General features: G+C 50.6%; 20 protein-coding genes. 4 read left to right on the top strand and 16 right to left on the bottom strand.

Features of this window, described 5'->3' with window-relative positions; genetic code table 11:
• Nucleotides 1-124: 124 nt before the first annotated feature.
• The 4 genes from aphA to dnaB all read right to left on the bottom strand — a co-directional run bounded on the left by aphA (nucleotide 125) and on the right by dnaB (nucleotide 5,044).
• On the bottom strand, nucleotides 125-838 hold the full coding sequence (gene aphA, locus IX31_RS08280; protein ID WP_034456955.1) for an acid phosphatase AphA: 714 nt from the start codon (nucleotides 836-838) through the stop codon (nucleotides 125-127).
• Between the two features lie 170 nt (nucleotides 839-1,008).
• Nucleotides 1,009-2,202 carry an aromatic amino acid transaminase gene (gene tyrB / locus IX31_RS08285; RefSeq protein ID WP_034456957.1) on the bottom strand — a complete coding sequence of 398 codons (1,194 nt, stop codon included), beginning with the start codon at nucleotides 2,200-2,202 and terminating at the stop codon, nucleotides 1,009-1,011.
• Between the two features lie 192 nt (nucleotides 2,203-2,394).
• The gene (gene alr / locus IX31_RS08290; protein WP_034456959.1) at nucleotides 2,395-3,474 is read right to left on the bottom strand and encodes an alanine racemase; all 1,080 of its coding nucleotides are present in this window, start codon (nucleotides 3,472-3,474) and stop codon (nucleotides 2,395-2,397) included.
• A gap of 163 nt (nucleotides 3,475-3,637) precedes the next feature.
• A complete protein-coding gene (gene dnaB, locus IX31_RS08295; protein WP_034456961.1) occupies nucleotides 3,638-5,044 on the bottom strand; it encodes a replicative DNA helicase in 1,407 nt (468 codons plus the stop codon).
• A 78-nt stretch (nucleotides 5,045-5,122) separates the two neighbouring features.
• Here dnaB and IX31_RS08300 point away from each other — a divergent pair, with 78 nt between their 5' ends.
• A complete protein-coding gene (locus tag IX31_RS08300) occupies nucleotides 5,123-6,106 on the top strand; it encodes a quinone oxidoreductase (protein WP_034456963.1) in 984 nt (327 codons plus the stop codon).
• Nucleotides 6,107-6,318: 212 nt separating this feature from the next.
• On the opposite strand, the gene dusA is transcribed toward IX31_RS08300, so the two are convergent.
• The 3 genes from dusA to IX31_RS08315 form a co-directional block, all read right to left on the bottom strand.
• A complete protein-coding gene (gene dusA / locus IX31_RS08305) occupies nucleotides 6,319-7,317 on the bottom strand; it encodes a tRNA dihydrouridine(20/20a) synthase DusA (RefSeq protein WP_034456965.1) in 999 nt (332 codons plus the stop codon).
• A 94-nt stretch (nucleotides 7,318-7,411) separates the two neighbouring features.
• The gene (locus IX31_RS08310; RefSeq protein ID WP_034456966.1) at nucleotides 7,412-8,719 is read right to left on the bottom strand and encodes a conjugal transfer protein TraF; all 1,308 of its coding nucleotides are present in this window, start codon (nucleotides 8,717-8,719) and stop codon (nucleotides 7,412-7,414) included.
• Between the two features lie 171 nt (nucleotides 8,720-8,890).
• Nucleotides 8,891-9,394, bottom strand: coding sequence for a cupin domain-containing protein (locus IX31_RS08315; RefSeq protein WP_034456968.1), 504 nt, complete (start codon nucleotides 9,392-9,394; stop codon nucleotides 8,891-8,893).
• 105 nt (nucleotides 9,395-9,499) lie between these two features.
• On the opposite strand from IX31_RS08315, the gene zur reads away from it, so the two are divergent.
• Nucleotides 9,500-10,015: a zinc uptake transcriptional repressor Zur gene (zur, locus tag IX31_RS08320; protein WP_034456970.1), complete on the top strand. Its 516-nt coding sequence runs from the start codon at nucleotides 9,500-9,502 to the stop codon at nucleotides 10,013-10,015.
• A 92-nt stretch (nucleotides 10,016-10,107) separates the two neighbouring features.
• On the opposite strand, the gene IX31_RS08325 is transcribed toward zur, so the two are convergent.
• From IX31_RS08325 to IX31_RS08340, 4 genes are all read right to left on the bottom strand, one after another.
• Entirely contained in the window at nucleotides 10,108-10,317 is a 210-nt protein-coding gene (locus tag IX31_RS08325; RefSeq protein ID WP_034457268.1) for a CsbD family protein, read from the bottom strand.
• Nucleotides 10,318-10,474: 157 nt separating this feature from the next.
• Nucleotides 10,475-11,806, bottom strand: coding sequence for an MATE family efflux transporter DinF (gene dinF, locus IX31_RS08330; protein WP_034456972.1), 1,332 nt, complete (start codon nucleotides 11,804-11,806; stop codon nucleotides 10,475-10,477).
• A gap of 74 nt (nucleotides 11,807-11,880) precedes the next feature.
• Nucleotides 11,881-12,489 (bottom strand): transcriptional repressor LexA, encoded by a 609-nt coding sequence (lexA, locus tag IX31_RS08335; protein WP_034456974.1) that lies wholly within the window; start codon nucleotides 12,487-12,489, stop codon nucleotides 11,881-11,883.
• A gap of 108 nt (nucleotides 12,490-12,597) precedes the next feature.
• The gene (locus IX31_RS08340) at nucleotides 12,598-12,966 is read right to left on the bottom strand and encodes a diacylglycerol kinase (protein WP_034456975.1); all 369 of its coding nucleotides are present in this window, start codon (nucleotides 12,964-12,966) and stop codon (nucleotides 12,598-12,600) included.
• A 126-nt stretch (nucleotides 12,967-13,092) separates the two neighbouring features.
• Between IX31_RS08340 and plsB the strand changes: the two genes are divergently transcribed.
• Nucleotides 13,093-15,522: a glycerol-3-phosphate 1-O-acyltransferase PlsB gene (plsB, locus tag IX31_RS08345; protein WP_034456977.1), complete on the top strand. Its 2,430-nt coding sequence runs from the start codon at nucleotides 13,093-13,095 to the stop codon at nucleotides 15,520-15,522.
• A 217-nt stretch (nucleotides 15,523-15,739) separates the two neighbouring features.
• Here the strand turns inward: plsB and ubiA are convergent, their stop codons facing one another.
• From ubiA to malK, 5 genes are all read right to left on the bottom strand, one after another.
• Nucleotides 15,740-16,612: a 4-hydroxybenzoate octaprenyltransferase gene (ubiA, locus tag IX31_RS08350; RefSeq protein WP_034456980.1), complete on the bottom strand. Its 873-nt coding sequence runs from the start codon at nucleotides 16,610-16,612 to the stop codon at nucleotides 15,740-15,742.
• Nucleotides 16,612-17,121 (bottom strand): chorismate lyase, encoded by a 510-nt coding sequence (gene ubiC / locus IX31_RS08355; protein WP_034456982.1) that lies wholly within the window; start codon nucleotides 17,119-17,121, stop codon nucleotides 16,612-16,614. Before ubiC ends, ubiA begins: the two co-directional genes overlap by 1 nt.
• Before the next feature lie 363 nt (nucleotides 17,122-17,484).
• Nucleotides 17,485-18,426, bottom strand: coding sequence for a maltose operon protein MalM (malM, locus tag IX31_RS08360; protein ID WP_034456984.1), 942 nt, complete (start codon nucleotides 18,424-18,426; stop codon nucleotides 17,485-17,487).
• 147 nt (nucleotides 18,427-18,573) lie between these two features.
• A complete protein-coding gene (locus tag IX31_RS08365; protein WP_479682196.1) occupies nucleotides 18,574-19,887 on the bottom strand; it encodes a maltoporin in 1,314 nt (437 codons plus the stop codon).
• Between the two features lie 45 nt (nucleotides 19,888-19,932).
• Complete coding sequence (gene malK, locus IX31_RS08370) at nucleotides 19,933-21,042, bottom strand: maltose/maltodextrin ABC transporter ATP-binding protein MalK (protein WP_034456987.1); 1,110 nt, start codon at nucleotides 21,040-21,042, stop codon at nucleotides 19,933-19,935.
• Between the two features lie 392 nt (nucleotides 21,043-21,434).
• Here malK and malE point away from each other — a divergent pair, with 392 nt between their 5' ends.
• Nucleotides 21,435-22,625, top strand: coding sequence for a maltose/maltodextrin ABC transporter substrate-binding protein MalE (gene malE, locus IX31_RS08375; RefSeq protein ID WP_034456989.1), 1,191 nt, complete (start codon nucleotides 21,435-21,437; stop codon nucleotides 22,623-22,625).
• The last annotated feature ends 85 nt before the right edge of the window (nucleotides 22,626-22,710 follow it).

A 22,710-nucleotide genomic window follows, 5' to 3' on the forward strand; every position in this document is an offset into this window, starting at 1 on the left:
TTTATGTTGCTGGCATCTCTAAGTGTGCGAGTAACTCGCCAAAAGTAAAACTCGAGCAGGGATTTTTGATGAAAAAAACGGCGATTTGCTTTCGCGTCTCGCCGTGTTTAATTAGTGAATAAAATCAATATTCAGAGTTAACAATCACTTCTTCACCAAAAGCACCTGCTTTTGGCAACGGTTGATAACTTGAGTTTGAAGCACGTAGCAGGCGAATGCCCCTCGCACCTACGTCCTGAGCAGCAGTAATATCGCCGTCTGAATCACCGTAGAACACTTTGATTTTCTTATCTTTCAGCCACTGCGTCTTCGTATTTTGCCCGGGTTTATCACCCGCAAAAATAACCGGGTTAACGCTGGCTTGTGGGATCAGAAAATCATTTTGTAGCGTTTGGGTCACGGTTTCTGTTTTAGTCGGGCTACGGCCGGTTACAAAGTAGATGCTGTCGCCTCGTTTGAGGTGCATGGCGATCAGATTTTTCGCCACTTCTTTTGGCATACTGAACTCATCCCAACCGTTGTTCATTTTTTCCCAGAACTCAGGATTTTTCAGGTAATCCTGTTTCCCTGGAGAAAACTCTTTTTGCCCGCGATAGAAGCCAGGGCTTGAGAACAGCACCGTATCGTCAATATCAAAGCCAACCGCTATCGGGGCACGCCCCAACAGGCTATTTTCAATTTGAGCAACAGAAACCCAGTGAACAGGGACTTGCTGCGCCAACTGCGCAACAGTCACGCCAGGGTTGAGCTGTGCAGGTACAGATTCTTTAGCAACAACAGACTGATTCAATCCCAATAACAAACAAACGGCACTTAATGCCATAGTTAGCTTACGCATCATTTTCCCTTTAATTATGATTAGTGAGGGTGATAAAGCAGAACAGATGGTCAAAAATCAATTCGACCATACCGATGCGAAAGCGCCATAGGAAGGAATTTTTCAAGATTTATCATAGAAAAAGGCGATGATCACACATCGCCTTTCTGAGACAAAATGTAAGTAAGCACTTACATCACAGCAGCAAACGCCTGTGCTACACGCTGTACGTTATTGCTGTTAAGCCCTGCGACACACATGCGCCCGCTGGCAATCAGATACACACCAAACTCATCACGCAGGCGGTCAACCTGTGCTGAACTCAGGCCGGTATAACTAAACATGCCACGTTGTTGCAGCAGATAGTCAAAGTTACGCTCTGGCATTTCGGCTTTCAGCACAGAAACCAATGCCTGGCGCATATCAAGAATGCGGCGACGCATGGTTTCAACTTCTGCCAGCCAGTTGGCTTTCAGTTGCTCGTCATTCAGAACCGCAGCCACAACCTGCGCACCAAAGTTTGGCGGGCTGGAGTAGTTACGACGCACGGTTGCTTTCAACTGGCCCAGTACGCGACTTGCCGTTTCAGCGTTTTCACACACTATCGACAACCCGCCGACACGTTCGCCATACAGTGAGAAGATCTTAGAGAAAGAGTTACTGACTAACGCTGGCAGGCCAGCGCTGGCAATGGCGCGAATTGCGTAGGCATCTTCTTCCATACCCGCCCCAAAGCCCTGGTATGCAATATCCAGGAACGGAATCAGCTCGCGTGCTTTAAGAATTTCAACAACCACATCCCATTGCGCATCAGTCAGATCAGAGCCCGTTGGGTTATGACAGCAAGGATGTAGCAGCACAATGCTTTGTGCAGGCAGTGTTTGCAGGGTTTCCAGCAGTGCTTCGAAGCGTACACCGTTGGTTTCGCTATCAAACCATGGGTAGGTGTTTACCTCGAAACCGGCACCGCCAAAGATTGCGACATGGTTTTCCCACGTCGGATCGCTGACCCATACCTGGGAGTTCGGGAAATAAGTTTTCAGGAAATCCGCACCGACTTTTAAGGCGCCGGAGCCACCCAATGTTTGAATGGTCGCGATACGTCCTTCGAGCAGCGCCGGATGATTTGCACCAAACAGTAGCGGGGCAATCGCGCTACGGTAGCTGTTCAGACCTTCCATCGGCAGATAAATAGATGCGCCATGCGGCTGAGAATTAAGGCGTTCTTCAGCCAGAGCAACGGCCTGTAGCTGCGGGATGACCCCATCTTCGTTGTAATAGAGGCCAATGCTGAGGTTTACCTTGTCGCTACGCGGATCAACTTTGAAACGTTCCATCAAGGAAAGGATTGGGTCGCCAGCATAGGCGTCAACTTTTTGAAACACGGTGAGGTTCTCCTGGTTTACAGTGTTGCGAACAACCAATGTAAACCGGAAGTTGGGGCGAGATCGAGCGGTTTGGTGAGTCTGCCGATATTTTGTCGGATGCCGAACGTCGGGTGGCGGCTTGCACCTTACCCGACCTACGAAAACCGAGTTTGTAGGGTGGATAAGCGATAGCGCCATCCACCGAAGCGTTTAGTCCTGGTATTCCATCGCAACCCTTGACGTCAGGCGCGTGATAAGTTCGTAAGCACTCACTTTTGTGATTTCAGCAATACGTTCAACCGGCAGACTATCGCCCCACATCACCACGCTATCACCCACTTTGTCTGCTGACTGCGGACCAAGATCGACACAAATCATGTCCATGGCAACGCGCCCGACAATGGGCACTTCACGGCCATTCACCAGCACAGGGGTACCAGAAGGTGCCGCACGTGGATAGCCGTCACCATAACCAATAGCCACCACCCCCAGACGAGTATCACGTTCGGCAATCCATGTACCGCCGTAACCGACCGCTTCACCGGCTTTGTGCGCACGAACAGCAATCAGGCTGGAAGTCAGTGACATCACCGGCTGACAACCAAAATCAGTGCCGCACGATTGTTGCTCCAACGGAGAAACGCCGTACAAGATAATGCCCGGACGAACCCAATCCATATGCGAATCCGGCCATAGCAAGATGCCACCAGATGCGCCAATTGAACGCTGGCCAGGCTTGCCCGCGGTAAACGAGTTGAAAATATCGAGCTGGCGCAGCGTGGCGTCAGACTCCGGCTCATCAGCGCGAGCAAAATGGCTGACGATATTCACCGGCTGGCTGACATTTTTACAGCGAGAAAGACGCTGATAAAACGCTTCGGCTTCTTCGGGCAAGATACCCAAGCGATGCATGCCGGTGTCCAGTTTCATCCACACGGTAATGGGATGGCTTAACTCGGCCTGCTCCAGTGCTTCAAGCTGTTCGATGCAGTGGACGGCGGTCTGGAAATTCTGCTCGGCAATGGTCGTAAGGTCGCTTGCATTAAAGAAACCTTCCAGCAGCAGAATGGGCTGAGTGATGCCCCCGGCACGTAAGCGAACACCTTCCTCAAGACGGGCAACGCCGAAAGCATCGGCATCAGTCAGTGTCTGGGCCGTCTCGAGCAGACCATGCCCATATGCGTTTGCTTTCACAACCGCCACCATACGGCTGGCAGGGGCCAGTTCGCGCAGGCGTTGCAGATTGTGTCGCAGAGCGCAGCGGTTAATTTTTACAGTTGCCGCTTGCATGTTTATTCCTTGCCAAAAATAGTTATTTATTCTCATCAATCCTCTAAATCATTCGAGTCACAACAAGGCGGCCAGCGAGCTCATCCCGATGAGCTTACTAAAGTAAGTGATTCGGGTGAGTGAGTGCAGCCAACGCAGGTGTGGCTTGAAGGATGACGAGGATTTAGTCTTCATCGTATTGAGGGCCAGCATAGTTATCGAAACGCGAGAACTGGCCATTAAACGTCAGGCGCACGGTGCCGATTGGGCCGTTACGCTGCTTACCGAGAATGATTTGCGCGATGCCTTTCTCGTCACTGTTGTCGTTATAAACTTCGTCACGATAGATGAACATAATCAAGTCAGCATCCTGCTCGATGGAGCCTGATTCACGTAAGTCGGAGTTTACCGGGCGTTTATCCGCACGTTGTTCCAGGGAACGGTTAAGCTGCGAGAGCGCAACGACTGGCACCTGCAACTCTTTTGCCAGCGCTTTGAGCGAGCGCGAAATCTCGGCAATCTCAAGTGTACGGTTGTCGGAAAGCGACGGTACACGCATCAATTGCAGATAGTCGATCATGATCAGGCTCAGGCCGCCATGTTCGCGGTAGATACGACGCGCGCGTGAACGCACTTCCGTTGGCGTCAGGCCGGACGAGTCATCAATGTACATATTGCGTTTTTCAAGCAAGATGCCCATGGTGCTGGAAATTCGCGCCCAGTCTTCATCATCAAGCTGGCCGGTACGGATTTTGGTTTGGTCAACACGCGACAGTGACGCCAGCATACGCATCATGATCTGCTCGCCGGGCATCTCGAGGCTGAAAATGAGAACCGGTTTTTCCTGCAACATCGCGGCGTTTTCGCACAAGTTCATCGCAAAGGTGGTTTTACCCATCGACGGACGCGCCGCCACGATGATCAGATCCGATTTTTGCAGTCCAGCCGTTTTCTTGTTCAAATCCTGGTAGCCGGTATCAACGCCGGTTACGCCATCGTGTGGAGTCTGGTAGAGCGTTTCGATACGCGAGACTGTCGCTTCAAGGATTTGGTCGATACTTTTCGGACCTTCGTCTTTATTCGCGCGGCTCTCAGCAATCTGGAAGACACGGGACTCGGCAAGATCGAGCAAATCTTCACTGGTTCGCCCTTGAGGGTCGTAGCCAGCATCCGCGATTTCATTCGCGACGGAAATCATTTCACGTACTACGGCACGTTCGCGCACGATATCAGCGTAAGCGCTGATGTTCGCCGCACTTGGCGTATTTTTTGATAATTCGGCCAGATAGGCGAAACCACCGACACTTTCCAGGTTGCCCTGAAGTTCCAGAGATTCAGAAAGCGTGATCAGATCGATTGGTTTGCTCATTTCGAGCAAACGCTGCATTTCGGTGAAGATCATGCGGTGTGGACGGCTGAAAAAATCGTTAGCCACGACGCGCTCGGAAACGTTATCCCAGCGTTCGTTGTCCAGCATTAAACCGCCCAACACCGACTGCTCCGCTTCCAGAGAATGTGGCGGCATTTTCAGCCCTTCCATCTGACGATCGCGGTGTTCGTTCGGTTTGTTGAAGGGTTTATTTCCTGCCATAGTGAGGGAGTTACCAAAATCAGATAAGAGAGACGAGAGTTTACTCTATCTCCCTCCGAGGAAACAGAAGGAGTTCTCATGGCAACACGCATTGAATTTAGTCAACATGGCGGTCCTGAAGTCTTAAAAGTTGTCGAATTTAACCCTGCCACACCTGCAGAACATGAAGTCCAAGTTGAGAACAAAGCGATTGGTATCAACTACATCGACACCTATATTCGCAGTGGTTTATACCCACCTCCAATGCTGCCAAGCGGCCTCGGCACTGAAGCTGCGGGCGTAGTCAGTAAAATTGGAAGCGCGGTAACACATATTAAAGTTGGCGATCGTGTGGTCTACGCACAGTCCGGACTCGGCGCTTACAGCAGTGTGCATAACGTACCGGCAGATAAAGTTGCAAAACTCCCGGATGCTATCTCTTTCGAACAAGCTGCTGCTTCCTTCCTTAAAGGGCTGACGGTCTATTATTTGCTGCGTAAAACCTACGATATCAAACCTAATGAAGTGTTTCTGTTCCATGCAGCCGCCGGTGGCGTTGGGCTAATTGCCTGCCAGTGGGCCAAAGCGCTGGGCGCAAAACTGATTGGTACGGTGGGATCGGCACAAAAGGCAGATAGCGCCAAAAAGGCAGGGGCCTGGCAGACCATTAATTACCGCGAAGAGAACCTCGTCGAGCGTGTAAAAGAGATTACAGGCGGCAAAAAAGTGGCCGTAGTTTATGACTCGGTTGGGAAAGATACCTGGGAGTCATCGCTGGATTGTCTTCAGCGCCAGGGGTTGATGGTGAGTTTTGGCAACTCCTCCGGCCCGGTAACGGGTGTGAATCTGGGCATTTTGAACCAGAAAGGCTCACTGTATGTTACTCGTCCGTCACTCAATGGTTACGTGACCACGCGTGAAGAGCTTGAGGAAGCCTGCAACGAGCTGTTCTCGTTGATTGCCAGCGGCGTGATAAAAGTGGATGTGGCTGAAAACCAGAAGTTTGCCTTGAGCGATGCCGCTCTGGCTCATACAACACTGGAGAGCCGCAGCACGCAAGGCTCTAGTTTACTGATTCCATAAAAGAATTTGGGCCTCCCGAGGGAAGCCCATTCTTTTTTGTTCGCTCTGTATGTAGGGTACAGCGCGATGAATTCGTTTTTTCGTAGCCCAGTAATATTGTCAGATTTGGTAAATAATTGATATGCCGTAACCCGCAAACTTAGCCGAAAAGATACGAGGTTGTGATCAACTCCGCAATACCTTAGCAATTTACACGGTTATTGCGGCAAAAATTAGCGCTTATCCGCGACTAATGACAAAGCATGTTCAACGATAGAAATCCCCGCACCGGCTTTATGCGCATTTTCACTCAGATAACGACGCCACTGGCGCGCACCAGGAATCCCCTGGAACAGACCTAACATATGGCGAGTAACATGGCCTAAATAAGTACCGTTTGCCAGTTCACGCTCAATGTACGGATACATAGCACGCACCGCCGCAACGGTATCAACTTCCGGCGTATCAAGGCCAAAAATCTCCCGATCAACTGCCGTCAGTAAACCTGGATTCTGGTAGGCCTCGCGCCCAACCATCACGCCATCCATATGTTCCAGATGCGTTTTCGCCTCTTCCAGCGTTTTAATACCGCCGTTAATTGCCATTGTGAGATGTGGGAAATCACGTTTGAGTTGGTAAACACGTGGGTAATCCAGCGGCGGAATCTCACGGTTTTCTTTCGGGCTTAAACCGGAAAGCCAGGCTTTACGGGCATGGATGATAAACATCTCGCATTCACCCTTCCCGGCTACCGTGCCAATAAAATCGCAAAGAAATTCGTAGCTATCCTGGTCATCAATGCCGATACGGGTTTTGACGGTAACCGGAATAGAAACCACATCACGCATCGCTTTAATACAATCGGCAACGCGTTGCGCATCAGCCATCAGACAAGCGCCAAACATGCCGTTTTGTACGCGGTCAGATGGGCAGCCAACATTCAGGTTAATTTCGTCGTATCCACGCTCTTGCGCCAGTTTCGCGCAAATAGCCAGTGCAGCCGGATCGCTACCCCCTAATTGCAGCGCGATAGGGTGCTCGTCTTCGCTGTACGCCAGATAGTCTCCTTTGCCATGAATAATCGCACCGGTTGTCACCATTTCGGTGTACAGCAGTGTCTGACTTGATAACTGACGCAAAAAATAACGGCAGTGGCGGTCGGTCCAGTCAAGCATCGGTGCAATAGAGAAACGATGTGGCTGGAAAGGAGTCTGGTTAGTTTGTGAGGACATAGGCGCTGGCATTTACGGGCTACGGTTAAAAAAGGGTCGCTACTATAGCATAAAGCAGCGTCGGGACACCCGCTCGTCCCGACGGCTAAATTTATCAGAAGGTCACGCTAAGCTGCGCTCCGGCACCCCACGTCTGGTCTTCGCCGTACAATCCCATTAAATCAACATGAACACGATTAAATGGCGCAAAACCAACGCCGCCGGTAAAGACGTTGCTGTCGTTTGATTTGACGTCGGCACGATAACCCGCACGCACGGCAAGCCAGGACAGCGGAGTAATTTCCGCCCCCACGCCTACGTACTGCGAGTTTTCTTCGCTTTTGAAACCTTTGGTTTCGGTGAGATCGCCATCGGCGCTAAGGGTGATGAGATCGTTATGCCAGGCCACACCCGCCGTCACTAATGGACGAATCTGGTATGTGTCTTTGTAGTTCGTTGTCTCACCGGTTCTGCCATTGGTGATCAGAATATCTTTGGTATCAATGTCACGCGAAATCAGGTTCTGGCCGCTCAGACCGACCGTCCAATTTTCGCCGAGATCGGCCGCCAGGCCCGCATCCACGTTAAAACCGGTATCATCATTGCGGTAGCGACTATTGTTCCAGTCATCGCTGTTGTAGGAATAAATCGAAGTGGTGTAGTTATACAACCAGGTTTTTTGCAGCTTAGGCGTAACACCTACGGAAACCGGCACTCCGCCAAGATCAAATTGCTTCGCCATCGCCACGCCGTAATCAGAGACGATTGCCGCACGGCCAGAAGCGGTAGAGTTCAGATTGCTGGTAATAACATCGGAGCCATTAACAGCTGCGTCCAGTGCAACGCTCCGGGCCACAGCCCTGGAGTCTGCGATACTATTGAGATAATCAATATCTTGCTGATCAATTGAAGAGTTGACGTGTGCACGCGCATAAGCCTTCGCGACAAAAGCCACCGACAGCACATCGTTTGGGATACTTACGGCGATGCTGGCACCTGCTTTTGCATTCGCCGTTTTGCCTTTCAGGTCTTCAAGCTCACCCGCCAAATCACCCGCAGCCCCCTGAAGCTGATTGAGCGAACCATTTGGGTTAAAAAGGATATCCTGCAGGGTAAGATCGTCTATAACATCTTTGTATTGATTGACCTTATCGCTAATATCATCAATCTGATCCTGCAGATTATCTTTATCGGTAATTTGTGCACTCACAGACGGCAGAATCACCGTCACAGTATCGTCCTGCTTAGCCTTAGCCAGCAGTGCGGGGTTCGTAAGCACCCCACTTCCGTAGCTCGCGGAAGCGACACCCGTTCCACCCATTGCATCACTTCGAGCTTCAGACCAGGTGCCCGCCGCAGAAGCGTGATTTGCCATAAATAAAGATGCGGCGCTAAACGCCGCCAAAGTTTTCAATTTTTTCATTCACCACACGTCCGTCTGTTAATCAGATGTAATTACTGCCCCTGCCAGTTATGACTGAACAGAGGCGGACTATTGCTGTGAATAAAAGGCTGAAAAGTGGGCTGTTTCGCCCATCGGAATCCCGTTTCTATCCTTCAGGATTATGAGTTCAAAATTTCCATGCAAACTTATTTATAGTTTACCGTTCGGTTTTCGTGAAGGCTGACCGTCATGTGGACCGAAAAATTGCGGGGGGTGATCAATCCAGCGATCCTGACGCTGTGCGGCATAGCTTGCGTTTAGTGGGTAATAAATTCGGTTCTCAGCTTTGTTTGCCTCCCCCACAATCAGCAGCCGGACTTCATGCTCGGTGTTGTTGATAAAGGTATGGCATATGCCTGTTCCTGCCGGGAAACCAACGCTATCGCCAGGCTCAAGTGGGTAAAGGTGCCCGTTAATCCACACCTGTGGATGCCCTTCGAGCACATAAGCAAACTCTTCTTCGCTGCTTTCGGCATGAGGATAAGATGTGCGACGACCAGGTAGCAGGCGCTCATGATGAATTCCCAGACGATTAAGACCCAGCTTGCGGGCCAGCGGTGCGCCAATAGAAAACCGTTCTGCACTGTCTGGATAAGTCGAATCATCGTCACCTTCTATTTCCTTCCAGTGGCGAATGCAATCAGGTTTATTCATAACAAACTCCGGGATAGTCATCTCAAAAGGTTGTGGCTAAGCGCACCACTCGGCGTTTTTTGTGCGTTGTGATAAAGTGTAGGGCTAATCTACGGGGGAATACTGATGGACATCACGACTTCACAAAACGTGTTAGCGCAGGCTGAAAAACTATGCGAGCTGCGTAATGTGCGCCTGACACCACAACGTCTTGAAGTATTGCGTTTGCTGACTCAGCAAGCTGGTGCTATCAGTGCTTATGATTTGCTGGATTTACTGCGTGCCAGCGAACCGCAAGCTAAACCTCCGACAGTGTATCGTGCACTCGATTTTCTGCTCGAACAAGGTTTTATACACCGTGTAGAGTCCACCAACAGCTATGTGTTGTGCAATCTTATCGATCAGCCAATTCACTCATCTGCAATGTTTATTTGTGACCGATGTGGTGCGGTGAAGGAACGTAGTGCGGAAGGTGTGGAAGATATCATGCACCAACTGGCTGCCCAACTAGGATTTGCTTTGCATCATAATGTTATTGAGGCACATGGTTTATGCAGCGCGTGTGCAGAAGTAGAAGCTTGTAGCCATCCTGATGCTTGCGGGCATGATCACTCAATTCAATCGAAGAAAAAGTCGCGCTAAACAGCGTTGATTTGAAAGGAAGGGAAAGGAACGGTACCTCCATGTACCTGGGCGGGTAGCCTATGAGATTTCACACATCTGAGAGTTGCTGATTACCAGCGGTACTTGTTATGTGTTTCCCACTCACCGACTTCTTTCTCTGCCTGATCCTTCTGGTATCCATAGCGTTCCTGGATTTTACCGACTAGCTGATCGCGTTTGCCTTCGATGACAGTCATATCATCATCAGTCAGCTTGCCCCATTTCTCTTTTACTGTGCCTTTGAACTGTTTCCAGTTACCGCCGATTTCGTCTTTATTCATATTAATATCCTCATCGTATCGGTTAAGAACTGCTAAATAATTACCAACGTCCATTGTGTTGCCGTTCGACTAACACCCACTATCTGCTGGACGTGATAATAATTGTAGCCAAGGATATGGCAGTATGGATAAAACTAAGAATCTTTAACCACATGGCTTAAATTTGTACATTGGTAAACCAACTATTTTGCCGCCAGTGGCGACGCCAAATCCACCCCAAAGACAAGCCTCGTAGTGCCAGAAACACCGCGATGGATAGCCACAAGCCGTGATTGCCTAAATATGGAACCGTGAAGAGCGTTAGCCCGAAACCCAGAGCGGCAACCGCCATGCTATTTCGCATCTCAGCGCCTCTTGTCGCGCCAATAAACATCCCATCCAGCAAGTAGCACCAGACACCGACTACGGGTAACACAATCTGCCAGTGGAGATAGCGATCGGCCTGGAGCTGTAATTGGGGAATGGACGTCAGAAGAGAAACAATTTGCTCACCAAACAGGGCATACACAAGGGCAAACATCAGCGCGACCAAACCCGCCTGGCGACAAGCCGCACCCCAGACCTCGAGTAATTGACCGCGATTTTTTGCACCATAGGCTTGCCCGGAATGGGCTTCGACGGCATAGGCAAAACCATCAAGCGCATAAGCGGTAAACGTCAGAAGCGTCATCAACACCGCATTGACGGCTACGATTTCGCTGCCCAGGCGCGCACCGAATATAGTCACTGAGGCGAAACAAACCTGTAGCAGCAGCGAGCGCAACATGATGTCCCGATTGAGCGCCAGCAAGCGGCGAACATTGCCACGCCACGAGTTTTTGAGCATCTCAAAGCTGATACCCCGTAACCCCATCACCTTTTTCACCATCAGCAATCCGATGATAAATGTCGCGTATTCAGCAGTGACAGTCGCAAGCGCCGCCCCCTGAACATCCATATGCAACCCCATCACCAGCCACACATCCAGTACGATATTCAGGACATTGCCGACAACCAGCAAGATAACCGGAGCTCGCGCGTACTGAACACCTAACAACCATCCCAGTAAAACGAGGTTTGCAAGCGAGGCTGGCGCACTCAGCCAGCGGATTTCAAGAAAGCGTTGCGCTTGTACGAGCACATCCTGATTGCCGCCGACAATTTGTAAAGCGAGTGAAATGAGGGGATCACGCAGTAAGACAATTGCCACCCCAGCCCCTAGTGCCAGTAATAATGGCTGCACTAGTGCACGAGCTAACGCTGAGGGATTATTGGCTCCAAAAGCCTGCGCAGTTAACCCTGTGGTACTCATTCGCAAAAACAGCAGCAACATAAACAGGAAGCTGGTTGCTGTCGCACCAATGGCAACACCGCCCAGATAAACAGGGCTATCCAGATGACCAATAACAGCCGTATCGACAAGGCCAAGCAGCGGGACGGTAATGTTGGAGAAAATCATGGGTAAAGCGAGGCGCCAGAGCGCACGATCCGCCGTGGAGAATAATTGCATGACCTCTCCTGAAGGAGATCAAAGAGAATTAAGACGGTGATGCGCACTCTAAATGCGCATCACCTGAAGAGATTTTACAGCCAGTCGCCGTTGCGAATAACCCCAACAGCCAGCCCTTCAATAGAGAAGTTATGCTCACGCAGGTCAACTACAATCGGTTCAAACTCACTGTTTTCTGGCAGCAAATGAACGGTATTGCCCTGTTGTTTTAGACGTTTAACGGTAACTTCATCGTCGATACGCGCGACAACAACCTGGCCATTACGCACATCCTGTGTTTTATGAACCGCAAGCAGATCGCCATCCATAATGCCGATGTCTTTCATCGACATACCGCTGACGCGCAGCAAAAAGTCAGCATTCGGTTTAAACAGTGATGGGTCGACCTGATAATGGCCTTCGATGTGTTGCTGTGCCAGGAGTGGCTCACCTGCAGCAACACGCCCAACCAGCGGAATACCGGAGACTTCTTCCACCAGCAAACGGATGCCGCGTGAGGCACCAGAAACAATCTCAAGCACACCTTTACGGGCAAGTGCTTTTAAATGCTCTTCAGCGGCGTTCGGAGAACGGAACCCCAGACGTTGAGCAATCTCGGCACGAGTCGGTGGCATGCCGGTCTGGCTGATATGATCCCGAATAAGATCAAACACCTCTTGCTGCCTGGTAGTTAACGCTTTCATTCCGCCCCCTGGGTGTTTATACAGTTATGCTGTGAGTATATACAGTCAAAGGTCAATTTGGAACCATAAATTAAGCAAAAAACCAGGCACTTAACTATTCTGGAAAGATCACCGCAAATGCGACCAAAGCAGCGTGACCCAGGTAATTACCGCGAGGATAATTGCGATTAATACAGCGGCCGAGCCCATATCTTTGGCGCGTCCTGAAAGCTCGTGATAATCAGTGCCAACACGGTCGACAAGGGCCTCAATAGCGCTATTGAGAATCTCAACAATCATGACCAACACGACTGAACCGATAAGTAGAATACGGGTGATAGGATCGACATCTAACCAACATGCGATGGCAATGGCGATAACGGCAGAAACGCCTTCCTGGCGGAACGCTGCTTCATTGATCCAGGCAGCTTTAAGCCCTTTCCAGGAATAGCCTGCGGCTTTGATGATACGGGTAAGTCCAGTGGTACTGCTCGCCATTTTGGGAAACCTTTTCAAATTATTTGCATCAATGCTTGTCAAAATTATAACGCCACAGAAATCTGGGTGAGATTCTGATATTCTTGCGGCGAATTTGCATCATTAACCTGAGGCTTTACATCGTTTATGTCAGGCTGGCCAAGAATCTACTACAAATTACTTAATTTACCATTAGGCGTTCTGGTAAAGAGCAAGTCCATTCCGGCTGATCCACAAGCCGAACTGGGCTTAGATCCCACACGCCCAATAATGTACGTTCTGCCTTATAACTCAAAGGCGGACTTATTAACCCTGCGCGCACAATGCCTCGCGCACAACTTGCCCGACCCTCTCGAACCGTTAGAGATCGACGGTGCGGTATTGCCGCGCTATGTCTTTATCCATGGCGGTCCGCGCGTGTTCACCTATTACACGCCAAAAGAAGAGTCGATCAAGCTGTTCCATGATTATCTCGACTTACACCGCAGCAATCCAAATCTGGATGTGCAGATGGTGCCGGTATCGGTGATGTTTGGCCGCTCTCCGGGCCGCGAAAAAGGCGAAGTTAATCCGCCATTGAAAATGCTTAACGGCATTCAGAAATTTTTCGCAGTCTCGTGGCTTGGGCGCGACAGCTTTGTGCGTTTCTCTGCACCAGTTTCGCTACGCCAGATGGCAACCGATCACGGTACAGACAAAAAAATCGCCCAAAAACTGGCACGCGTGGCGCGTATGCACTTTGCTCGCCAGCGTTTAGCGACTGTTGGCCCGCGTCTGCCGGTACGTCAGGATCTGTTTAATAAGCTTCTGGCCTCAAAAGCTATTGCCCGTGCAGTAGAAGATGAAGCGCGCAGCAAGAAAATCTCCCATGAAAAAGCGCAGCAAAATGCTGTTGCCTTAATGGAAGAGATTGCGGCGAACTTCTCTTATGAAGCCGTTCGTCTAACCGACCGTGTGTTAGGTCTGACGTGGAACCGTTTGTACCAGGGCATTAACGTTCATAACGCTGAGCGTGTGCGCCAACTGGCTCATGACGGCCATGAGATTGTCTATGTGCCCTGCCACCGCAGCCACATGGACTACATGCTTCTGTCTTACGTGCTCTATCACCAGGGGCTTGTTCCTCCGCACATTGCGGCGGGTATCAACCTGAATTTCTGGCCAGCAGGCCCGATCTTCCGCCGCCTGGGCGCGTTCTTTATTCGTCGTACCTTTAAGGGCAGCAAACTCTACTCCACCGTGTTCCGTGAATATCTTGGTGAGCTGTTCAGCCGTGGATATTCCGTTGAATACTTTGTGGAAGGTGGCCGTTCTCGTACCGGCCGTTTGCTTGACCCGAAAACCGGTACGCTGTCGATGACCATTCAGGCCATGCTGCGCGGCGGTACTCGTCCAATTACATTGGTGCCGATTTACATTGGCTACGAGCATGTAATGGAAGTGGGGACTTACGCGAAAGAACTGCGCGGTGCGACCAAAGAAAAAGAGAGCTTCATGCAGATGGTGCGTGGGCTGAGCAAGCTGCGTAACCTCGGCCAGGGCTATGTTAACTTCGGCGAACCAATGCCGTTGATGACATTCCTCAACCAGCGAGTGCCTGAGTGGCGTGATTCAATCGACCCGATTGAAGCCATCCGCCCGGCATGGTTAACGCCAACGGTTAATGAAATTGCTGCCGAACTGATGGTGCGTATTAACAATGCAGGCGCGGCAAACGCCATGAACCTGTGTTGTACCGCGCTACTGGCATCACGCCAGCGTTCACTGACTCGCGAACAACTAACCGAACAGCTCAACTGCTACCTGAGCCTGTTGCGTAATGTGCCCTATTCACCGGACGCTACCGCACCAGATCAGCCTGCAGAAGCGCTAATCGAACACGCGTTGCAGATGAATAAGTTTGAAGTAGAGAAAGATACAATTGGTGACATCATCATTCTGCCGCGTGAGCAGGCAGTGCTGATGACTTACTACCGTAACAACATCCTGCATATGCTGGTGTTGCCTTCTCTGCTGGCTGCAATTATCACGCAGCATCGCCACATTTCTCGTAGCGAGCTACTGCGTCAGGTCGAGCTTCTCTACCCAATGCTGAAGGCTGAGCTGTTCCTGCGTTGGGAAAAAGCTGAGCTTGCCGGTGAAATTGAGGTACTGCTCAACGAGTTTGTACGTCAGGAACTGGTTACGCTGACTGACGATGAAGTGCTGATTAACCCGGCTCGTTCCCGCACCATGCAGCTCCTGGCCGCAGGCGTGCGCGAAACACTGCAACGTTACGCCATTACTTTCTGGCTGCTGAGCGCGAATCCATCCATCAACCGTGGGACGCTGGAGCGCGAAAGCCGCACCGTCGCCCAACGTTTGTCGGTATTACATGGGATTAACGCGCCGGAGTTCTTTGATAAAGCCGTGTTCACCTCGCTGGTACTCACCTTGCGCGATGAAGGCTATATCAGCGATACCGGAGATGCAGAGCCAACCGAAACCATGAAGGTCTACCAGATGCTGGCAGAGCTGATTATGCCGGATGTGCGTTTGACGATTGAGAGTGCGACGTCGCAGGCTGCGACCGAGTAAGAAAATCTGGCGGATGGCGCGATTGCTTATTAGCCCTACGGTTCTATTTGTAGGGCGGATAAACAAAGTGTCATCCGCCATTTAGTTTCTTATACCGAAGCGAATTCTAGATGCAGGTAGGCGGCAATCGAATGAATCCCGATGAGCTTACTCAGTCAGTGATTCGGGTCAATGAGAGCAACCAACCCCTGCAACCTGAAGGACGATGGGAGATATATCAGAGGTGTATGTAACTCAACACCAACCCGATAAACAATACCAGGCCCACATAGTTATTGTTCAGAAAAGCTTTAAAACAAGCATCGCGGTCACGATTCGCCGTCAGTCGTTGTTGATGGACGAAGAGCATCCCCGCCAGCGCTATAGACCAGTAGAACGCCCCACCTAATCCGTTTAACCAGCCAATCACCGCCAACAACACCATCACCGTAAACTGCAAAATACCGATAATCAGGTTGTCGTAGCGGCCAAATAAGATCGCTGTGGATTTAATGCCGATTTTCAGATCATCATCGCGGTCAACCATTGCGTACTGCGTGTCATAAGCCACAGCCCAGCAAATATTGGTTAAAAACATCAGCCAACAACTAAGTGGAACAGACTCGCTCACTGCGGCAAATGCCATCGGTATTGACCAGCCAAATGCGGCCCCTAGCACCACTTGCGGCAAATGAGTGTAGCGCTTCATAAACGGGTAAACCCATGCCAGCGCTAACCCCGCCACCGATAATAAAATCGTCATGGTATTCAGCGTCAGTACCAGTAAAAACGAGAGCACTACCAGTACCGCAAATAAGATACGTGCTTCTTTCTCGCTTACCGCCCCGCTCGGCAATGGCCTGTGCGCCGTGCGTTTCACGTGCCCATCAAATTTGCGGTCAGCGTAGTCATTTACCACGCAACCCGCAGCGCGCATCATCCAGACTCCGGCTATAAACACGCATAAAATAGTTAGCGGAGGCACGCCCGGTGTCGCAAGCCACAGCGCCCATAGTGTGGGCCATAACAACAAAAGCGAGCCAATCGGCTTATCAAGCCGCATCAGACGTTGATACGCCTGCCATTTACCCTGTTTCAGACTCCACTCCATTATTTTTCCTCTCGATACAACGGAGATGCAGGAAGGAATAACTCGGTCAACACCAGTGGTTTTCCGGCTAATCTCAGGCGGGAACGACGCCCCCATAGCTCCGAACTGCGGCCAATCTCAATAAAATCCCGTGTCAGGGAAGATGAACTAAACAGATAGCGTCCAAGCGGCGTGGTTCCGAGCCTTTGTAAAGCAAGCTCTGGTCCTTCAAGGGTTGACTCAGGCACCACCGTGCGCCCCAAAAGCCAGGGCTCATCGTCACCGCAAAGCACAACTTCGCGCAACCAATAACGGCCAGACTCCGGCAACATATCAGCTTCAGGAAGAACGACATGTGATTCGAAAAAACCTTCACGCACAATGCGGGCAGTAACTTTGGAACAATACTGCTCAAAACGTTTGGTCATTGAGTCTTCAAGCAACAGCCAGTCAAGGAGTGACGCACTCAACCCTTCTGGAATCGCAGCTTCAAAACGTAAGGCGCGCAGTGGCGAAAGCGCGTCAGACATGGGAATTTCTCCGAAACAAAACCGGCAGTCATTGTAACGCAGAATAGGTAGAGGGTGGCAGGCAAAAGCACAACATCGGTTTAACAATACTGGGCAGTGATAAATCAATCCTTCTAAATCATTCGACTTGAATCAAGGCGGCAAGGGAAAAACAAATCTGTCGGGAACAGATTTGAACAGCGCGCTGGCCCGCAGGGTGAGCCTCACGATGAGGCTCATCTATCCCAGGGATCTTACTCAAGTAAGTGACCTGGGTTTGTGAGTGCAGCCAACGCAGACTCAGCTCGAAGGATGACGAAGGAAAAAAAAGGTGCGCATAAACATGCGCACCAAACTTCAAACATCAGCACTGCGGGGAAACCATCACCCCTTGCCTTTTACACTGCTGATAAAGGTTTTACGGGCGCTAGTCGATCCCAGGCGTTCGGCTTCATCCAACAGTTTAAGGGCTTTATCAACATCACCTTTCGCAACTGCATCTTTGATAGCCTGGTTGAAGTAACTCTCTGTATCGCTAAGTACAGGTTCTTTTTTCGCGGCAGGAGCTGGGGCCGGAGCTGCAACCGCAGCAGGTGCTACATAAGTTGCGGCTGGCGCTGCGGTGTTCCCGACTGTGACCGGTCCAGGGCCTGAGGAACCAAACAATGGGCCGACCAGTACGCTTGATGCCGAAGAAGTTTTAACTTTAATCTTCAGAGTCCCATCAGTGCCATGGCGGGCAATTGGGTCTGGAATATCCGGAACCGCATTACCCGTGCCTTTCGCATAGGCTTTGGCCGGATCGATCATTGTCGTAGTTTGTTGGGTGTCTTTATTGGTGGTAAAGACCAGTAAATAGAGTTTTTGTTGTCCCAGAGCTGGCGTTAATTTCAGGGTACCTTCAAGGCGATCAGCCGACATTACGCCGGGTTCCTGATAGGTGAAGTAACTTGCCGGGAAAAACGCAGCAGGCGTCATATTCTGATCAAGAACTAACACGTTCGGTGCAAATACTGAGTTTTTGTTCACTTCACTGGTTAGCGTAATCGTCAGCTCACCAATATTGGCAGGTACGCTATAGGCTGCAACCGGGCCAGTAATATCCCCGGCCTTCAGGGTTTGGCCACTGGTAGCAAGCGTTGTCGTCAATGTCTTTGATTGATCGACAGGCGTCCATTGCAACTGTTGTAATTCAGATGTCGGCACGCTCGGCGCCGTAGAAATATCCTGTGGAACGATATTCACATCAGCCAGGCTTACGGCAGGTACGCTGGCGAGCAACCCTGCGGAAAGGCAGAGTGCGAGGAGACTTTTTTTCATTTTCATTTTTATAAACCTCGAATGGGAAATCAGTGGAAAGTTAGCCAGGCAATAGCGCTTTCCATCGAAGCAGGCATTGGCATAGAGGGTAATCATGATGAGGAGTTCAGTGGCAAACTCCTCATCATTTCTTCACTTCAGATTAATGCTGTATTACCACCAGATTTCCATCTGAGCACCGAAGGTCCACTCGTCGTTGTCACCACGGCTGGTAGAGAAGTTGCTATTGCCGGACGAGTCGCTGATCTGGAAGCGAGTAGTATCACCGTTGCCGTCTTTAGCGTAGCCCCATTTCTCATCCCACTTAGCGTAGGTTGCGAAGACACGCAGTGCCGGACGGGACCAGATGCTGTCGCCTGCCTGCCATTGTTGTGCCAGGGTAATTTTGTATTGTCCGTTACGATCGCCCGTTTCCTGGGATTTGACGTTGTCGTAGCCAACTTCCAGCAAGGTACTCATGATTGGCGTCCATTTGAACATTGGACGCACACCGATGGTGTACCACTCAGTCCCCTGGTTATCATCCAGGTTCAGGTTCTGGTACATACCGACGTACATCAGGTCCCATTGGTCTGCCAGGGTAATTGCACCATGGTCGATAACACGGAACAGATAACCGTCGTTATTGAGACTACCGCCCTGCGCCTGGCCTTTACCTTGCGAAGTCATTGAGTCTGTTGCGTACTGCAGAACAAACTTGTTGTAGCCTTTCATCATGCTCTGGGTATGTTCAAGAGTACCCATCCAGCCATCTTTAGAAGCGCCTGGTTGCAGATAATAGTCGTCAGGAATATTGGTGTGACCGTAATCGACACCCAGCTCCAGGGTACCGCCTGGGTTGGTTTCAATACCAGCCCAACGCACGTCGAAGACGTCGTTTGGAACTTTATTGTTATAGGACAAACCGGTAGATGGATCGAAGCCATCTGCGAAGGTAGAAGAACCGCCTGATTCAGAAGAACGAGTTGCAGCAAACGAGAGTTTACCTACGCCAACATCAATGTTTTCCAGACCTGCACCAGGACCAGAAATATCCCAGTAGTAGAAGTCGATCATGTGAACGTCATGACGTTGATAGAAACGTTTACCGGCCCACATATTGGCACCTGGCAGCGCATCAATCAGGTTTTTACCCTGTACGTTAGCTTCACGGAATGCCGGGCTGGTTGCTTCCCAGTCGTTGTCCTGTGCTACGGAGTAAGCCACGTTAGTATCGAAATAGAAGCTCTTATCGCCTTCTTTCCATACTTCCTGGCCTAGTTTTAATTCCGCATAGGTTTCACATTCGTTACCAAGACGGTATTTAGACTGTGCACCCGTTGCCTGGAAACATTCTTGTGTACCGCCGCTACCGGTCCAGCCGATACCAGAACGGGCATAACCGTGGAAATCCACAGCCAGAGCCTGAACAGACATAACGCCTGCTGCTACGGCAACTGCCAGTGGGAGTTTGCGCAGAGTAATCATCGTTCTATCTCCTGAGATCATTGCTTTTCTTTTTTATGGGAATGCTTAAACACCTGGCTCTTGATGCAGCCGACGACATGCGGTGCCATCTTCTCGGAACAGATGGCAACGCTCTGGCGGCAAGCCAATAGCGAATGTGGCACCCTCTTTTACCAACACCACGTCATTCTGGCGGTACACCAGGTTCTGACGGATGGCGGGGATTTGGATGTGAATCTGAGTTTCATGACCAAGTTGTTCGACAACCTGTACTTCGCCTTCAAGAGTGACGTCAGCGATGTCGCTTGGCAGTAGATGTTCCGGGCGAATACCCAGTGACATATTGGCGCCAACCTGGACTTCTTTGCTTTCCACAGGCAGCCAGACTTGTTGGCGGTTCGGTAATTCAACCTGCACCTGATCAATGGCTGTAGCGGTGACTTTTACTGGCAGGAAGTTCATTTTTGGCGAGCCAATAAAGCCCGCAACAAAACGATCCGCCGGGTAGTGATACAGCTCGAGCGGTTTACCCACCTGCGCCACACGACCTGCGTCCAGCACCACAATTTTATCGGCAAGCGTCATCGCTTCGACCTGGTCGTGGGTGACGTAAATCATGGTGCGACCAAGGCGCTTATGCAGTCGTGAAATCTCAATGCGCATCTGCACACGCAGTGCCGCATCAAGGTTTGAAAGAGGTTCATCAAGCAGGAATACTCGCGGTTCAGCCACCAGCGTACGACCAATAGCCACGCGCTGACGCTGCCCACCAGAAAGTGCTTTCGGGCGACGTTCTAATAAATGGCCCAGTTGCAATGTTTCTGAAACCTGGGTGACACGCTGATTGATATCGCTTTTCTTGGCTCCTGCAAGCTTCAGCCCGAAGGACATGTTTTCAGCAACGGAAAGATGGGGATAAAGAGCATAAGACTGGAATACCATGCCGACGCCACGCTCAGCAGGTGGAATGTCGTTCATGCGAGTATCACCAATGAATAAATCACCGCTGGTGATCGTTTCCAGACCCGCAATCATGCGTAACAGTGTGGATTTACCGCAGCCTGACGGTCCAACAAAAACCACGAACTCACCTTCTTGAATGTTGAGGTTAATATCTTTCGATACCACCACATCACCCCAGGCTTTCGTTACGTTCCGTAGCTGTACGCTTGCCATGTACTTCTCCCTTCATTCCGTCACGCTGCTAAACGGCAGGTGATTCAAGATGTGTCGGACTATGACGGATCGATACATTTCGTGAATCCTCCACCCTGCTGTTTTTAATGGGGGAGGAGGCGGGAGGATGAGGAGCTGGATTCTGCAACCGGTTGCAGCGGGCGCGACAGTTTTTCGTGATCGTGGTTTCAAATTTCTGGGTAGTTTTGTGTGCTCTGGTACACATAACTGTCAGTTATGGAATGCAGATCACAGATACCAGGGTGGGGGCGTAGGACTAAGGAGGATGAGAAGCACTTGCCATCTGCGCAAACTGACATCCGTAACGCCACTACCTTGACCTTGATGTATCCACGCGCATAGCAAATCACCATTCAAAGGATGGGAACAATATGAAAATTAAAACTGGCGCCCGCATTCTCGCTCTGTCTGCCCTGACAACGATGATGTTTTCCGCCTCTGCACTGGCTAAAATAGAAGAAGGCAAACTGGTCATCTGGATTAACGGTGACAAAGGCTATAACGGCCTTGCTGAAGTTGGTAAGAAGTTTGAAAAAGACACCGGTATTAAAGTCACCATCGAACACCCGGACAAACTGGAAGAAAAATTCCCACAAGTTGCGGCGACTGGCGATGGCCCGGACATCATCTTCTGGGCACACGACCGTTTCGGTGGTTACGCACAATCTGGCCTGTTGGCCGAAATCACTCCAGACAAAGCTTTCCAGGACAAACTCTATCCGTTTACCTGGGACGCGGTTCGTTACAACGGCAAAATCATCGCTTATCCAGTAGCGGTTGAAGCGCTCTCTCTGATTTACAACAAAGACCTCGTGCCAAATGCACCAAAAACCTGGGAAGAGATCCCTGCTCTCGATAAGCAGCTGAAAGCGAAAGGCAAGAGTGCTTTGATGTTCAACCTGCAAGAACCGTACTTCACCTGGCCGCTTATCGCTGCTGACGGTGGTTATGCGTTCAAACTCGAAAACGGCAAATATGATGTGAAAGATGTTGGCGTGGACAGCAAAGGGGCGAAAGAAGGCCTTAGCTTCCTGGTTGACATGATTAAAAACAAAAACATGAATGCGGACACCGATTACTCCATCGCTGAAGCAGCCTTCAACAAAGGCGAAACTGCGATGACAATCAACGGCCCGTGGGCATGGTCCAACATTGATAAGAGCAAAATCAATTATGGCGTAACGCTGCTGCCAACCTTTAAAGGTAAAGCGTCTAAACCGTTCGTTGGTGTGCTCAGTGCCGGTATCAACGCCGCCAGCCCTAACAAAGAACTGGCGAAAGAGTTCCTGGAAAACTACCTGCTGACTGACCAGGGCCTGGCTGAAGTGAACAAAGACAAGCCATTGGGCGCGGTTGCTCTGAAATCTTACCAGGATCAACTGGCGAAAGACCCACGTATCGCTGCAACCATGGATAACGCCCAGAAAGGCGAAATCATGCCGAACGTGCCGCAAATGTCTGCGTTCTGGTATGCAGTTCGTACCGCAGTCATCAACGCAGTTAGCGGTCGTCAGACTGTTGATGAAGCGCTGAAAGACGCTCAGGGACGTATTACTAAGTAAAAAAAATGGCGGGTGGCGCAAGCTTACCCGCCCTACATATCCCGTGATTGTAGGGTGGATAAACGCAGTGCCATCCACCGCTTTA

Source organism: Buttiauxella noackiae, from assembly GCF_000737905.1.
GTDB lineage: Bacteria > Pseudomonadota > Gammaproteobacteria > Enterobacterales > Enterobacteriaceae > Buttiauxella > Buttiauxella noackiae.

Bases quoted from the DNA above. Each gene is read 5' to 3' on its own strand.
- alr (WP_034456959.1), bottom strand. From the start codon at position 3,474: ATGCAAGCGGCAACTGTAAAAATTAACCGCTGCGCTCTGCGACACAAT.
- IX31_RS08340 (WP_034456975.1), bottom strand. From the start codon at position 12,966: ATGGCGAGCAGTACCACTGGACTTACCCGTATCATCAAAGCCGCAGGC.
- dinF (WP_034456972.1), bottom strand. From the start codon at position 11,806: ATGCAATTATTCTCCACGGCGGATCGTGCGCTCTGGCGCCTCGCTTTA.
- dusA (WP_034456965.1), bottom strand. From the start codon at position 7,317: ATGTCCTCACAAACTAACCAGACTCCTTTCCAGCCACATCGTTTCTCT.
- IX31_RS08300 (WP_034456963.1), top strand. From the start codon at position 5,123: ATGGCAACACGCATTGAATTTAGTCAACATGGCGGTCCTGAAGTCTTA.
- ubiC (WP_034456982.1), bottom strand. From the start codon at position 17,121: ATGTCTGACGCGCTTTCGCCACTGCGCGCCTTACGTTTTGAAGCTGCG.
- IX31_RS08325 (WP_034457268.1), bottom strand. From the start codon at position 10,317: ATGAATAAAGACGAAATCGGCGGTAACTGGAAACAGTTCAAAGGCACA.
- lexA (WP_034456974.1), bottom strand. From the start codon at position 12,489: ATGAAAGCGTTAACTACCAGGCAGCAAGAGGTGTTTGATCTTATTCGG.
- malM (WP_034456984.1), bottom strand. From the start codon at position 18,426: ATGAAAATGAAAAAAAGTCTCCTCGCACTCTGCCTTTCCGCAGGGTTG.
- plsB (WP_034456977.1), top strand. From the start codon at position 13,093: ATGTCAGGCTGGCCAAGAATCTACTACAAATTACTTAATTTACCATTA.
- ubiA (WP_034456980.1), bottom strand. From the start codon at position 16,612: ATGGAGTGGAGTCTGAAACAGGGTAAATGGCAGGCGTATCAACGTCTG.
- IX31_RS08365 (WP_479682196.1), bottom strand. From the start codon at position 19,887: ATGATTACTCTGCGCAAACTCCCACTGGCAGTTGCCGTAGCAGCAGGC.
- IX31_RS08310 (WP_034456966.1), bottom strand. From the start codon at position 8,719: ATGAAAAAATTGAAAACTTTGGCGGCGTTTAGCGCCGCATCTTTATTT.
- IX31_RS08315 (WP_034456968.1), bottom strand. From the start codon at position 9,394: ATGAATAAACCTGATTGCATTCGCCACTGGAAGGAAATAGAAGGTGAC.
- aphA (WP_034456955.1), bottom strand. From the start codon at position 838: ATGCGTAAGCTAACTATGGCATTAAGTGCCGTTTGTTTGTTATTGGGA.
- dnaB (WP_034456961.1), bottom strand. From the start codon at position 5,044: ATGGCAGGAAATAAACCCTTCAACAAACCGAACGAACACCGCGATCGT.
- malK (WP_034456987.1), bottom strand. From the start codon at position 21,042: ATGGCAAGCGTACAGCTACGGAACGTAACGAAAGCCTGGGGTGATGTG.
- zur (WP_034456970.1), top strand. From the start codon at position 9,500: ATGGACATCACGACTTCACAAAACGTGTTAGCGCAGGCTGAAAAACTA.
- malE (WP_034456989.1), top strand. From the start codon at position 21,435: ATGAAAATTAAAACTGGCGCCCGCATTCTCGCTCTGTCTGCCCTGACA.